We start from the raw sequence: 13,390 nt of genomic DNA, 5'->3' as shown, positions 1-13,390 counted from the left end.
GGTGAGCGACGGGACGACGTCGACCGTTCTGGCCAGGCGGTGGAGCGCGTGGCCGCTGACGATCGTGGTCAACGGCGTGCTGGGGTACTTCGGGGCTGTTCCGCTCCTCGTCTTCGCAACGGTGATCGCCGAGCTCGCCGGACTGTCCACACCGGACTTCACGGGAGCCGACGACAGCCCGGTCGTCCTGATCCTGATCGGCCCGGTGGCCTCAGCCCTGGTGTTCGGGCTCTTCGCCGGGGTCAACTACGTCCTGTGGCGCTTCGGACGCTTCTCCGCGCGGTGGCACTGGCCGCTGAGCGTGCTCGTCCTGCTCGCTCCAGCTGTTCTCGCGCTGCTCCGCCCTGATGTCTGGAACGGGATCGCGTGGGGCTGATCCAGATCCAGGTCGGCCCGGACGACCCGCGTCTGGTCGAGGTCGCCACGAAGATCCGGTACTGGAACAGCAGGCCCGGTAGCGGAGCGGGCGTGCTCCACCAGGCTGTCTGAGCCCCGTCAGCGCGAAGGGCCCGCTCCCCGCCGGGGAACGGGCCCTTCCACGTCAGCGCTCGCCGAGCTGCCACTCCGGCCGCACGTAGTGGCACGTGTACCCGTCCGGGTAGCGGACCAGGTAGTCCTGGTGCTCCGGCTCGGCCTCCCAGAACTCGCTCGCCCTCGTCACCTCGGTCACCACCTTGCCCGGCCAGCGCTTCGACGCGTCGACCTCGCCGATCACCTGCTCCGCCTGGGCCTTCTGCTCGTCCGTGTCGTAGAAGATCGCCGACCGGTAGCTCGTGCCGATGTCGTTGCCCTGGCGGTCCAGGGTCGTCGGGTCGTGGATCTGGAAGAAGAACTCCAGCACCTGCCGGTACGACAGCAGCGCCGGGTCGTAGACGATCTCGATCGCCTCCGCGTGCCCCGCGTGGTTGCGGTAGGTCGCGTTCGGCACGCTGCCCCCGGTGTAGCCGACCCTGGTGTCCAGGACACCGGGGTGCCGCCGGAACAGGTCCTCCATGCCCCAGAAGCACCCGCCCGCGAGAACGGCGCGCTCGGTCACAGCAGTCATCAGGTGATCGCTCCTCGGCTGGTTCGTGGTCCACCAGGGAGAACGCCCGCGCGCCCCGGTGTCATCCCGCCCTCGATTGTGACCCACGTCCACCCCCGCCGCCCAATCGAGGGCCCGAGGTCAGCAGCCGGGATCGGACCTGGTCAGCGCCACCGAGTCCAGCCGCCGCGCGCCCTGCGGCACGGTCACCTCCTGGCCCGCGCGCCACCCCGACGCCTCCAGCGCGCCCTGACCGGTCAGCAGGTGCACCAGCAGCTCCACCCGACCGCTCCTCGCGCACCCGTCCCCGCCCACGGGCACCGGCCGCGCCCACACCCCCGGACCAGCCCGCCCCGGATCGGCCGTGCCCGCGTCGACCCAGGTCAGCACGCGCACCGGCGGTCGCTCGTGCGGAACCCCGTCGGGGGTGGTCAGCTCGCGCGCCAGCAGCACCAGGCGGCCCTCCGGGTACGCGGGCACGTCCAGCTCCACCACCGGCAGCGGGCCGTCCACGACGCCGCCGCACGGCGCGCGGAACGCCACCACCAGCCCATCGGCCGGGGTCGGGTCGCCGCACGCCGGAGCGCCACCGCCGGTCACCGCGCCCGGCCGGTTCGTCGCGCTGCCGGACAGCGCCGACGCGGACGCCTCACCACCGTCGCCACGCACCCGGTCGCTGAACGCCACCAGCAGCGACAGCACGCCCACCGACGCGCCAACGGCCGCGATCAGCGCCACGTTCCGCGCCGCGCCGTCCCGCCGCCCCGATCCGGAACCGCTCATCGGTGATCCTCGCAATCCGGAACCTGATCCGCCCTGGTGACCGGCACCCGGTCCAGGAGCCCGCTGTCGGGGGGAACCACGAAGCCACCGGCCAGCCCCGAACCGGCCAGGTCCGAGCCCGCCTGGCCAGAAACCGCCTGCCCAGAAGCCGCCAGCCCGGAACCCGCCAGCTCCGGACCACCCAGCTCAGGCCCCGCCAAGCTGGTCCAGTCGCGCGCCGGGAACAGGTAGGCGCGCAGCTCGGCCCCGGTCCGGTCGTCCGCGCACCGCGCGCCGATCCGCACCACCAGCGACCACCGCCCCGGCTCGTCCGCCCACCCCACGAGCACGTCCCTGGCCGGTGCGGGCGCGCCGTCCCGGTCGGTGGAGGTGCGCAGCACCAGCGCGACCGCGCCGTCGTCGGGCAGCTCGCCCACGTCCAGCTCCACCCGCTGCCACAGCCCCACCGCGGCTCCCGCGCACGGCTGCCGGAACACCGCCCCGCCACCCGAGGGGGAGGAGCAGGCGGGGGAGCGCGCGGGCGCCCGCCCGCTGCTCACCACACCGTCCACCACCCGCACCGGGACGGTCGGAGCGGTGGTCGTGCTCACCGCCGTCGTGACGCCTGCCTGCGGCGCGCCTGCCGGCGGTGCGCCACTCGACGCCGTGGTCGTCGTCGGCGGCGCGTCCGGTGGCGTCGTGGCCGATGGCCGCGCGGTCGGGGGCTCGGCCGCCGGGTTCGTCGCCCGCACCGGGAAGGTCGCCGTCACCGTCCACAGCGGACTCTCCCCGGCCGGGTCCGCCGGGCGCACCAGCTCCGCCCGCGTCGCTCCCGGTGTCGTGGCCGCCGCGGCGACCACCAGCACCGCCACCGCCGACCACCCGGTCAGCGCGGGCAGGCACCGCTTCCACCCCATGGCCGCTCCTCCGCATCGGTCACCGGGTGATCGGCCGAGGGGGCGGACATGTGTCACCACCAGGCCGCACACCACCCGTTCGGCCGCGCCCCGAGGGACGACCGGTAACGACCGGAGCGGAAAGCGGATCAAGGCGAGGGGGCGACTGTGAACGACCGCCGGTGAACGACCGCCGGTGAACGACCGCCGGTGAACGACAGCCGGTGAACGACAGCCGGCGAACGACCGCCTGCGAACAACCGGGGTCGGAACGATCGGCGGGAGAACGACACCGCCGTGGAACGCGCCTCGTACAGCCCCGCGACCCCCGCAGCCCCGCCCCTTACAGCCCCGCCGCCGCCAGCACGCCGTCCGCGATCACCTCGTGCCCTGCGGGCTTCGGGTGCACGTCGGTCAGCTCGCAGAAGTACGTCAGCTCGCACACCGTCGCCACCGGCCCCGGCACCTGCCCGTGCACCGGGTCCTGCACCAGTTCCGTCAACGGCCGGTAGGCCCCGGTCGCCTCGGTGACGTCCACGAACTCCGCGCCGATCTTGTCGTACTCGGCCTTGAGCGAGGTGTTGAAGAAGTCCCGGAACAGCGACACCGACAGCTCGGCCAACCGCTGCCCGCCCGGCACCGCGTCGTTCACCCACGCCCCCAGGAACACGTCCGGGTAGGTCAGCCCGACGATCGGCGCGTCCCCGGCCGCCGCGCGCAGCTTCGGCAGCGCGGTCGCCAGGTTCGCCTTCACCCGCGTCACGGCCTGCGCCGCGCACGCCAGCGCCTGGTCGGTCTGCCCGGAGGCGCACGGGATCAGGTCGTTGCCGCCGATCACGACCGTGACCAGCCCGACCTGCCCGGCGCTCGCCTCCAGCTCGGCCACCGCCGCGTCGATCTGCGCGACCCCCGTCGACTCCGGCGCGTCCAGGGCCCGGTTGCCCGCCGTGCAGTCCGCCCCGCCCACCAGGTCCGCCGAGGTCGCCCCGCTGCACGCGAGGTTGACCAGCCGCAGTTCGGCCTGCTCGGCCACCAGGTGGCTGAACGCGTCCGCCGACGACCCGCCCCGCTGCCCGTTCACCGGAGGCCGGAACCCGGTCGCGTAGGAGTCGCCGACCGACACGTACACCTTCTGCGGCGGTGGCGGCGCGCTGCTCGTGGTCGCGCTCCCACCGGCGCCGTCCTGAGCGTCGGAACCCCCGGTGCAGGCGGTCAGCGCGAGCAGCAGCGCGCAGGCCAGCGCGGAACGGTGGTGTCGCAGCACGGGAGAACCCCTCGGGTCGGCAGCACGAACTCCTGCCGACCCAGGGTACCTAACCCAGGAGGTGCATAACGGACAGACCGGTCGACCGTCGAACGACCACCGACCAACCGCCGAACCACCGCAGACCGTCCAACCGAGCGCCGCAGGGGGAGGCCCTGATCAGCTGTTCTCCTGCTCCTCCTCGAACGTCAGCATCGCCGCCACCTCGCCGCCACCGCCGCCGCTGTCCGAACCGCCCTGGAGCATCGTGACCGGCTTCGTCTGCGCCTCCCGGAACGCCACGATGCCGGTGCGCACCGAGTCCGGGTCCTGCCCCAGCAGCTTGTAGATCTTGCGCAGCACGGCGACCTCGCTGTCCGAGATCTCCCCGTCCGCCGCCGCGATCGCGCTCGCCACCTCGGCGATCTGCGCCCGCTGCTCCTCGCCGAGCACGCTGATCCGCTTGGCCAGCCCGGTGAGCTTGAGCGGCGACACCAGCAGCCAGTCCAGGTGCGCGGTCAACCGCATCCGCTCGCCGGGCGTCAAATCCAGCCGCGACTGGAGGTACGCGACCAGGTGCCCCCACTCGGCGTCGGACACCTCGTCGTCGGCCGTCGACACCACCGCCGCCAGGTGCAGCAGCGCCGTCGCGGACGCGTACGCGGGCGTCAGCTCCTTCGGCTGTTCCGCGGTGACCCGGAACAGCACGGCGGGCCCCTCGGACTGCACCGGCCCACCCAGCCGCGCGTCCGGCTCGATGCCAACGCCCAGCCTGCCCAGCAGCTCGGCCATGCCCACCGCGTCCGCCTTGGTGAACTTGCCGGTGGCCCGCGCGGGCCACAGCGCCACCAGGTCCGACACGTCGACGCCGCACTGCCAGGTCCGGCCGGGCAGCGCCTCGTCGATCAGGTCCAGCAGCTCCTCCAGCTCCGGCGACGGGTTCGCCAGCACCGGGGACGGGTGGTCGAACAGCTCGGCGGGCAGCAGGAGCAGCGCGGTCAGCGTGCCCTCGGCGGCCGGGTTGCGCGCCAGCAGCCTGCTGTACGGGCCGAGGTCCTCGGTGCACGAGTCGACCAGCGCCGTCAGCACCTTCGTCGGCGCGGCGGCGCTGATCACGTCCGGCAGGTCGGCCGACAGCGCCGCCGACTTGATCGCCGGGTTCGCCGGGTCGTAGGACAGCTTCACCCTGCGCTTGAGCGGGCGCACGACCATGCCCGCGCCGTGCTGCGCCCGGTAGCGCGCGTGGAACAGCGCGCGGAACAGCTCCGGGTAGCGGGTGGCCGCCGACTTCAGCGACACCGCCGGGTGCGACGTGGCCCACGCCCACGCCCAGTCCGCCGGGACCGGCCGCTCGTCCGCGACGAAACCGCCGATGCCCACGGCCAGGTCGTGCGCGACCTCCTCGGCCGACAGCACGGCCGGGTCCGGCGGCGCGAACACGTCGCCGCCGCCCAGCACCCGCAGCACCTGCTGGAACGCCTCGGCCTGGGCGCGGAACCCGGCGTGGTGCCCGTACACCTCGATCAGCCGGGTCACCTCCACCAGCACGCGCGGCAGGTCGGCCTTCGCCACCGGGTCCCGCGCCGCGTCCACCAGCGCCCGGCGCTCGAGGCCGTAGAAGTACAGGAACACGTAACCGATGTGCGCGGTCGTCGCCCGCCGCCCGCTCTCCAGCCACAGCACGTACGCGGCCCTGGCCTGCGGGGTCAGCGAGTGGTACGCGGGCTGCGCGGGCACGTCCCGGCCGCCGTAGTCGGGCACGTCCCAGTCGATCGGCAGCGCCGGGTCGATGACCTCGCCGTCCCGGTTCCCCTGCGGCTTCCCCTGCGGGAGCCTGCCGTAGTAGAGCATCCCGCCGGGCAGGGTGGCGTCCGGCACCCACACCGACGTGCCCGGCGGCACCCAGGCGATCGCGTTCGGCGAGGACGTCATCAGCGCCCGCGTCGGGTTGGGGCCCTCCTGCTCGGCCAGCGGCATCGCCAGCACCTTCGTCGCGGTCGGCCCGGCGTCCGGGAACGGCACGAACGCGGGAGGCTCCTGCGGCACGTGAACCGGTGTCTTCGCGCTCGCCGGTTCGATGTTGAACACCTTCAGCAACCGGTCGAACAGCCCCACTCGCCCGCTCCCTCACAGCCCCTGGCCCGCCCCACGCGGGTGTCCCTGCTTCATCCAGCGTCCACGACGCCCCGCACCCGTCCGGCTTCGGCGACCGAACGAGTTGATCACAATCGGTAGCACCCCCTACCGCTCCCGGCCAAATGGCGCGTCCCGGCCCGCGCGCGGCCCCGCGCGCGGAAGAGACCCAGCTCACCGGGAAAACCCGCTGATCACGGCGTTCGGCCGCATAGGTTGTCCTCCCGTGGTCGTACCCCGACTACGTCCGTGGACCGACGCGACGGCGCCGCCCGCCGGGCGATCATGGGGTGCACGCCGACCAGTGGAGAGGCCCCGGATGTCCCACCCCGCCAGGAAGAACGCGACCGCCGTCGACGGGACCGACGACGTGGGCGCGACCGGCGGATCGGTGGTCCAGGCCACTCCCGCGCGAGGTGCGGGGTGGGCCGCGTCACCCGACGTGCTGCGCTGGCTCGGCGTCGTGGCCACCGTCCTGCTGACCGCCGCCGCGTGGACCGCGCTCCTGGTCACCGAACCACCACCCGCCGTGGCCATTTCCGCGCTGGCCGCGGGGGTGTGCGGCGTCGGACTGCTGGTGCTGGCCTGGTCGCTGCTCGGCCGCGCCGCCCGCACCCCGGCCGGGCTGCCCGCCGTCGGCTGGCTGCGCGGAACGCTCGCGCTGTGGGCCGCGCCGCTGGTGGTCGCGCCGCCGCTGTTCAGCGGGGACGTGCACAGCTACCTCGCGCAGGGCGAGATCGCCGCGCGCGGCATGGACCCGTACGAGCTCGGCCCGGCGCAGGCGCTCGGGGCCGACTCGGAGATCGTCGCGCGGGTGAGCGACTACTGGCAGGAAACGCCGTCGCCGTACGGGCCGCTGACCACCGCGATCCAGCAGGCCATCGCCGCCGCCGCGCCGGGGAACCCGGTCGTCGGCGTGCTGCTGCACCGGGCGTTCGCGCTGCTCGGGGTGCTGCTGGTGGTGTGGGCGGTGCAGCGGCTCGCGGTGCTCGCCGGGGTCTCGCGGCGCACCGCGCTGTGGCTGGGCGCGCTGAACCCGCTGGTGCTGTGGCACTTCGTCGCGGGCGTGCACAACGACGCGCTCATGGTCGGGCTGATGCTCTCCGGCGTCGCGCTGGCGCTGACCGCGCTCGGCGGCGAGGTCGACCGGTGGCAGCTCGTGGGCGGGGTCGCGCTGGTCGGGGTCGGGGCGGCGGTGAAGCTGCCCGCGATCATCGCGCTGGCCGTGGTCGGGACCGCGCTGGCCCGGCGGTTCGGCGGCGGGTACGGGAGGTTCGTGCTGGCCGGGGCCGCGATGGTGGTGGCGTCGGTGGTGGTGTTCGCGGCGCTGTCGCTGGCGACCGGGGTCGGGTTCGGGTGGCTGTTCACGCTCGGCACGTCCGGCGGGGTCAACAGCTGGATGGCCCCGACGAACTGGTTCGGGTTCCTCACCGGGGGGATCGGGGCGCTGTTCGGGGCGTCGATCACCCAGACCATGATCGGGGTCGGGAAGCTCATCGGGTACGCGGTCATCGCCGGGTGCTTCGCGTGGGTGCTGCACCGGCAGCTGCGCGGGCGGGTCGAGGCCGTCGCCGCGCTGGGGCTGATGATGGCGGCGTTCGTCGCGTTCGGGCCGGTCATCCAGCCCTGGTACCTGCTGTGGACCGTGCCCGCGCTGGCCGCGTGCCTGCCGCTCGGGCGGGTGCACCGGCGGATCGCCTGGCTGGTGGCGGTGTTCTCGCTGGTGATCCCGCCGCTGGCGGGGAACTTCGCCGGGAAGGTCGGCGAGCTGGTTGGCGGGTACGCCGGGGGAGCGGTCGTGGTGGCGGTGGTGTTCCTCGCGCTGCGGCGGGTCGGGCGGCGGGAGGCCGTCGCGCAGGCCGGGTGAGCCTCAGGTGAGCGGGTCGAGCGCGGCGGGGAGGTCGGCGCGGCCGGTCACGCCGAGCTTGCGGTAAGCGCGGGTCAGGTGCTGCTCCACGGTGCTCGCGGTGATCGACAGCTCGCGGGCGATGTCGTGGTTGCGGCGCCCGGTCGCGGCCAGCTCCGCGACCCGCTGCTCGGCCTCGCTGAGCCGCTCGCCGACGTCCGCGGGACGCTTCGCCCGGCGCGGGGGTTCCGCTTCGACGCCGGGCGGGGGCTTGCCGGGGAGGGCTGGGGCTGCGCTGGTTCGAACCGCACCGGGCAGTGGAGTACCGGGCAGTGGCGCACTGGACAGCGGGGTACTGGACAGCGGCGCACCGGGCAGTGGGGCACCTGGCAGGGACGCGCCGCACTCGTCCGCCAGCAGCCACGCCCGCCGCGTCGCAGCCCGCGCCCGGTCGGCCGCGCCGGTCCGGCCGAGCGCCACCCCGAGGTCGGCCAGCGCGCGCCTCCTCCCACCGGGCCCCGCTCGCCCGCAGCAGCGCCGCCGACCGCGTCAGCAGCCGGGGCCGCTCGTCCGGCCGGACCGTCCCGGCCAGCACCCGCAGCGCCACGCCGCGCGCCCACCGGTTGCCCTCGTGCGCCCGTTCAAGCTGCTCCAGCAGCAACCCGCGCGCCTCCTCCGTTCGCCCGGTCGCGAGCAGCGCCTCGGCCAGCCCGGTGCGCCACGGCAGCGCGCCCGCCGCGTCCACGCCCCGTGCCACCGCCAGCTCCCCGCACTCCCGCAGCACCGCCACCGCCGCCCGAGCCCGCCCGTCGGCGAGGTCCCGCGCGCCCTCGGCCAGCCGGTGCCGCAGCCCGGCGAACCCGTGCGGTCCGGTCACCCCCGTCCCGGCCGAGGCCCGGAGATCGCCCGACCGCACCGCGATGGCGGCCCGCACGTCCAGCAACCCGGTCACCCACGCGCCCGCCCCGCGCCGCCGCGCCTCGGCCAGCAGCGCCTCGCACCACGGCAGCGCCACCGCCCACCGGTCCAGGTCGACCAGCGCCCGCAGCACGCCGAGCAGCACCTCCCACGAGTCGTCCCCGAGCGGGGTCTCCCGCAGCGCCCGCTCGGCGTGCCCGACGCCCTCGTCGGGGTCGCCGTCACCCAGCACGACCGCGAACACCCGGCCCGCCTGGGTCACCGGCCGCGCGGCCCGCCGGGGCGCCGCCTCCGGGGCGGTCCAGGCCAGCCACAGGTCGAGGTCCGGGTCGCCCGCGCGCTCGGCCAGCCCGGCGGCCTCGGCGAGGCGACCGGCGGCGACCAGGTGCCGCACCACCGCAGGCAGGTCCTCCGGCGCGCACTCGTGCCCGGCCACCGCCAACCGGTCGATCCAGTCCTGACCGATCCCGTCCTGATCGCCGCGACGCCGCGCGGAGACCAGCGGCGCCAGCGCCGACACCCGCTCCCGCCCCGTCCGGGCCACGCGCTGCGCCAGCTCCAGCAGCACGACCGCCCGCCCCACCCGGTCCTCCCGCAGCGCCCGAGTCCCGGCCGCGACCAGCACCCGCGCGCCCCAGTCCGGCAGCGGCAGGACCTCACCCGCGCCCACCAGCAGCTCCGCCGCCCCGTCCACGTCCCGGCGCCGCAACACCCCGGCCGCCCGCAGCCGCAACCCGGCCCGCTCGTCCGGGGCCAGCCCGTCCAGCGCCGCCGCCCGACCCGCGTCGACCGCGAAACCCCCGTCCACCAGCAACCCGACCGACTCCAGCACCCGCAGCCGCTCCGCGACCACGTCCGAGGGCTCGCCGACCAGCTCCGCCACCAGCCCCGCACCGGGCACCGGTCCTGCTCCGGTCGCCAGCCCCGTCCCGGCGCCCGCCCCCGGCCCCACCGCCGACCCCGCCCCGACCAGCGGTCCAGTCCCGACTACCGGCTCCGGTCCGTTCACCGGACCTGCCTCGCCTGCCTGCCTTGTCCCGCCTGCCGACCCCGTCCCGGCCACCGACGCCACCCCGCCTGCCGCCCCACTCCCGGCCGCTTGTCCCGCCCCGCTCATCACCCCCGCCCCCGCCCCCACCCCGAGCACCGCGACCGCCCGCGCCACCGCAGCCACCTCCGGCCCGCACCCGCGCAGCAGCGCCCGCACCGCCTCCGCGAACGCCTCGCCCGGCCCACCCACCCCGTCGTCCACCACCGCGCGCACCAGCAGCGGGTTGCCCCGACTCGCCTCGTAAGCCCCTTCCCCATGCGCGGCAACGACTCCCGCCCGCGACAGCGGCCCCAACCTCACCCGCGTCCCACCGGTCACGCCCGCCGCCGCCAGCACGTCCGCGCGCCCGGCCGACAGCACCAGCGCGATCCGCGCCCCGCGCACCCGCCGCGCCAGGAAGGCCAAGCCCCGCAACGAGAACCCGTCCGCCAGGTCCGCGTCGTCCACCACCAGCGCCAGCGGTCGCCGCTCGGCCAGCTCCACCAGACCCAGCCACAGGTGGTGCAGCACCGGCTGGCACAACCGGTCCAGCCGCTCGACCCCGGCCGGACTCGTGTCGCCGAGCAGGGCGACGCACTCGCCGCCGCCGTCCACCAGCCGCGCCATGGCGTCCAGGTGCCCCTGCCCGATCCCGCCGAGCTGCGCGGCCTGCACCAGCGCCCCGAACGGCATCCCGGCCTCGTCGGGGGCGCAGGTCGCGGTGAGCACCGTCGCGCCCCGCGCCGCCAGCGCGGCGAACGCCTCCAGCAGCGCGGTCTTGCCCGTGCCGACCGGTCCGGTGACCAGCGCCGTCCCGCCGCGCCCCCGCGCCGCCCCCGCCAGGACCTCCCGCAGCAGCCCGAGCTCGCCGTCCCGATCGATCACGCCGCTCCCACCGCTTGCCCGACCGCCGAGCGTAACAACGGCCTACCCGCGTAGGGGAGTGGTAGGGGGTGCGCGCGCCAGGGGGTGCCGAGGCCCGTCGCACCCGGCCTAACGTCCCCTCGCGAGCACGAGATCACCGGAGAGGAAACACGTTGACCAGCACCGGGAAGACCACCGTCGTCGCAGGCGGCACCGACGGCATGGGGCGGGCCATCGCGCTGGCCAGGCTCCGCGCGGGCGACGCGGTCGTCGTCATCGGCCGCAGCGGGCGCAAGGCCGCCGAGCTCGCCCGAGCGGCCGGTGGCGGCGCGCTCACCTTCCTGCCCGCCGACCTGTCCTCCACCGCCGAGACCCGCCGGGTGGCCGAGCGGATCGCCGCCGGGCACGACCGCGTCGACGCGCTCGTGCTCACCGCGAACCGGCAGTCCTTCCGGCGCGCCGAGACGCCCGAAGGCCTGGAGGCGACCTTCGCCCTCTACTACCTGAGCCGCTACCTGCTCGCGCGCGAGCTCGCCCCGCTGCTGGCCGCCGCGCCCGACCCGCTCGTGGTCAACATCGCCGGACCCGGCGTGCGCAGGGGCCGGATCCGCTGGGACGACCTCCAGCTCCGCGAGCGCTACCACCCCCTCACCGCCCAGCTCCAGGCCGGGCGCGCCAACGACCTCCTGGCCGTCTCCTCCGCCGCGGATCCCCGGCTCAGGGCCAAGTACGTCCTGCACCACCCCGGTTTCACCCGCACCGGCGCGCTCGACCAGTTCCCGCAGCCGCTGCGCGCCCTGGTCAAGCTCTACGCCCGGTTCGCCGCGCGCTCCGTCGAGCAGGCCGTCGCGCTGCCCCTGACCTGGGTGGAGAACCCGCCGGAGCGGCGGCTGACCGTGGACGACCGGGGTGAGCCGGTCGACCTGTCCCAGTCGATGTTCGACCCGGCCGCCGCCGCGCGCCTGGCCGAGGCCACCGAGGCGCTGCTGTCCCGCCGGTAGTGGGATTCCCGGCGCCCCAACGGTTTCCGCGCTGGTTGCGCAAGGCCCCGCGTCGATTCGCCGTCGAACCGGCCCGGTCCGGCTCGAAGCGTTCGACGGGGTTGTCGAACCCCCGTTCACCAACCATGCTCGGACCGCGTCACGGTCCCCTCAACGCAGAGGTCACTGTCATGACCAGGGTATTCGCCTTGCTCGGCGCCACACTGCTGGCCATCGCCGGCCTCGTGGTCGTCTCCCAACCGCCGCAGGCGCAGGCCGCCGTCGGCCTGCACGTCAGCGGAACGAAGATCGTGGAGGCCAACGGCCAGCCGCTCGTCATGCGCGGGGTCAACCACCCGCACGTCTGGTACACCGGCCGCACCAGCTCGTTCGCCGACGTCAAGGCGCTCGGCTCCAACACGGTGCGCGTGGTGCTGGGCAGCGGCAAGCGGTGGGGGCCGTCCGGCGACACGGCCGAGGTCATCGCGCTGTGCAAGCAGAACAAGCTGATCTGCGTGCTGGAGGTGCACGACACCACCGGGTACGGCGAGGAGGGCGCGGCGGCCTCGCTCGACGAGGCGGTCGACTACTGGATCAGCCAGAAGTCCGCCCTGGTCGGCCAGGAGGACTACGTCGTCATCAACATCGGCAACGAGCCGATCGGCAACACCAACGCCGCCCAGTGGACCGACGCGACCGTCAACGCGGTCAAGAAGATGCGGACCAACGGGTTCCAGCACCTGCTGATGGTCGACGGCCCGAACTGGGGCCAGGACTGGCAGTACGTCATGCGCGACAACGCGCAGCGCGTCCTGGACGCCGACACCCAGCGCAACACCGTGCTGTCCATCCACATGTACGCGGTGTTCAACACCCCCGCCAGCATCATCGACTACCTGGACCGCTTCCAGGCCAACGGGTGGCCGCTGGTGATCGGCGAGTTCGGCTGGAAGTTCGCCTCCGGCGAGGTCGACCATGAGACCATCCTGGCCCAGGCGCAGGCCAGGGGGATGGGCTACCTGGGCTGGTCGTGGAGCGGCAACACCGACCCGATCCTGGACATGGCCACCGACTTCGACCCGACCAGGCTGACCACCTGGGGCCAGCGCATCTTCAACGGGGCCAACGGGATCAAGGCCACCTCGCGCGAGGCGTCGATCTACGGCGGCGGCAACCAGCCCACCAGCACCACCACGACGACCACCACCACGACGACCACGACCACCCCGCCGCCCACCGGCGCCTGCACCGCGAGCTACACCACCACCGGTCAGTGGCAGGGCGGGTTCCAGGCCGAGGTGCGGGTCACGGCCGGGACCAGGGCGATCAAGTCCTGGACGGTCACCTGGACGTTCGCGGACGGCCAGACCGTGAGCAACGCGTGGAACGCCGACGTCACCTCGTCCGGCGCGAACGTGACCGCGCGCAACGCCTCCTACAACGGGTCGCTGGCGGCGGGCGCGAGCACCGCGTTCGGCTTCCTCGGCACGACGCGCGGCGCGAACACCGCGCCGACGCTGAGCTGCGCCGCGTCGTAGCGACGGGAACACCCGCCGCGCCCCCGTTCGGTCGAACGGGGGCGCGGCGGTGTGATCGAAATGCCGGGCAAGCGCATCCCGCCTCATCTGGAATCGCCCAGCCGTGACGGCGTCCGGCCCCCGCACCACCCCTCCCGCCCGGCCGACCGCTCGTCC

The 13,390-nt window shown here is 74.8% G+C and carries 11 protein-coding genes and 1 pseudogene; 5 read left to right on the top strand and 7 right to left on the bottom strand.

Translation table 11 applies throughout. The annotated features are described in order from the left end of the window. The first annotated feature begins 1 nt into the window (after nt 1). On the top strand, nt 2–376 hold the full coding sequence (locus tag LV78_RS15130) for a hypothetical protein (RefSeq protein ID WP_253845907.1): 375 nt from the start codon (nt 2–4) through the stop codon (nt 374–376). Next, a complete protein-coding gene (locus tag LV78_RS40765; protein ID WP_301306528.1) occupies nt 367–489 on the top strand; it encodes a hypothetical protein in 123 nt (40 codons plus the stop codon). Before LV78_RS15130 ends, LV78_RS40765 begins: the two co-directional genes overlap by 10 nt. 52 nt (nt 490–541) lie before the next feature. Here the strand turns inward: LV78_RS40765 and msrA are convergent, their stop codons facing one another. The 5 genes from msrA to LV78_RS15100 all read right to left on the bottom strand — a co-directional run bounded on the left by msrA (nt 542) and on the right by LV78_RS15100 (nt 6,040). After that, nucleotides 542–1,045, bottom strand: coding sequence for a peptide-methionine (S)-S-oxide reductase MsrA (msrA, locus tag LV78_RS15125; RefSeq protein ID WP_253845906.1), 504 nt, complete (start codon nt 1,043–1,045; stop codon nt 542–544). A 120-nt stretch (nt 1,046–1,165) separates the two neighbouring features. Next, the gene (locus tag LV78_RS15120) at nt 1,166–1,807 is read right to left on the bottom strand and encodes a hypothetical protein (RefSeq protein ID WP_253845905.1); all 642 of its coding nucleotides are present in this window, start codon (nt 1,805–1,807) and stop codon (nt 1,166–1,168) included. Next, nucleotides 1,804–2,703 (bottom strand): hypothetical protein, encoded by a 900-nt coding sequence (locus LV78_RS15115; protein WP_301306527.1) that lies wholly within the window; start codon nt 2,701–2,703, stop codon nt 1,804–1,806. The genes LV78_RS15120 and LV78_RS15115 overlap by 4 nt, the downstream gene beginning before the upstream one ends. Nucleotides 2,704–3,025: 322 nt before the next feature. Then, entirely contained in the window at nt 3,026–3,946 is a 921-nt protein-coding gene (locus LV78_RS15105; RefSeq protein ID WP_253845903.1) for a GDSL-type esterase/lipase family protein, read from the bottom strand. Nucleotides 3,947–4,105: 159 nt separating this feature from the next. Then, nucleotides 4,106–6,040 (bottom strand): tellurite resistance TerB family protein, encoded by a 1,935-nt coding sequence (locus LV78_RS15100; RefSeq protein ID WP_253845902.1) that lies wholly within the window; start codon nt 6,038–6,040, stop codon nt 4,106–4,108. Nucleotides 6,041–6,377: 337 nt separating this feature from the next. On the opposite strand from LV78_RS15100, the gene mptB reads away from it, so the two are divergent. Then, entirely contained in the window at nt 6,378–7,925 is a 1,548-nt protein-coding gene (gene mptB / locus LV78_RS15095; protein ID WP_253845901.1) for a polyprenol phosphomannose-dependent alpha 1,6 mannosyltransferase MptB, read from the top strand. A gap of 3 nt (nt 7,926–7,928) precedes the next feature. On the opposite strand, the gene LV78_RS41610 is transcribed toward mptB, so the two are convergent. After that, a complete protein-coding gene (locus LV78_RS41610) occupies nt 7,929–8,384 on the bottom strand; it encodes a helix-turn-helix domain-containing protein (RefSeq protein WP_253845962.1) in 456 nt (151 codons plus the stop codon). Nucleotides 8,385–10,251: 1,867 nt separating this feature from the next. Continuing rightward, a pseudogene (locus LV78_RS15085) lies at nt 10,252–10,737 on the bottom strand (ATP-binding protein); the annotation flags it as partial. Nucleotides 10,738–10,889: 152 nt separating this feature from the next. On the opposite strand from LV78_RS15085, the gene LV78_RS15080 reads away from it, so the two are divergent. Together LV78_RS15080 and LV78_RS15075 are read left to right on the top strand one after the other, a co-directional pair. Next, the gene (locus LV78_RS15080; protein WP_253845900.1) at nt 10,890–11,717 is read left to right on the top strand and encodes an SDR family NAD(P)-dependent oxidoreductase; all 828 of its coding nucleotides are present in this window, start codon (nt 10,890–10,892) and stop codon (nt 11,715–11,717) included. Between the two features lie 170 nt (nt 11,718–11,887). Then, nucleotides 11,888–13,234, top strand: a complete 1,347-nt coding sequence (locus tag LV78_RS15075) for a cellulase family glycosylhydrolase (protein WP_253845899.1) — start codon at nt 11,888–11,890, stop codon at nt 13,232–13,234. The last annotated feature ends 156 nt before the right edge of the window (nt 13,235–13,390 follow it).

The organism is Actinosynnema pretiosum (assembly GCF_024171695.1).
GTDB classification, from domain to species: domain Bacteria; phylum Actinomycetota; class Actinomycetes; order Mycobacteriales; family Pseudonocardiaceae; genus Actinosynnema; species Actinosynnema pretiosum.
The sequence above is the reverse complement of the archived record's forward strand: the minus strand, read 5'-3'. Positions and strand labels throughout refer to the sequence as shown.

Excerpts from the sequence above, each read along its gene's own strand:
- msrA (WP_253845906.1), bottom strand. The coding sequence starts at position 1,045 with ATGACTGCTGTGACCGAGCGCGCCGTTCTCGCGGGCGGGTGCTTCTGG.
- LV78_RS15120 (WP_253845905.1), bottom strand. The coding sequence starts at position 1,807 with ATGAGCGGTTCCGGATCGGGGCGGCGGGACGGCGCGGCGCGGAACGTG.
- LV78_RS15115 (WP_301306527.1), bottom strand. The coding sequence starts at position 2,703 with ATGGGGTGGAAGCGGTGCCTGCCCGCGCTGACCGGGTGGTCGGCGGTG.
- mptB (WP_253845901.1), top strand. The coding sequence starts at position 6,378 with ATGTCCCACCCCGCCAGGAAGAACGCGACCGCCGTCGACGGGACCGAC.
- LV78_RS15075 (WP_253845899.1), top strand. The coding sequence starts at position 11,888 with ATGACCAGGGTATTCGCCTTGCTCGGCGCCACACTGCTGGCCATCGCC.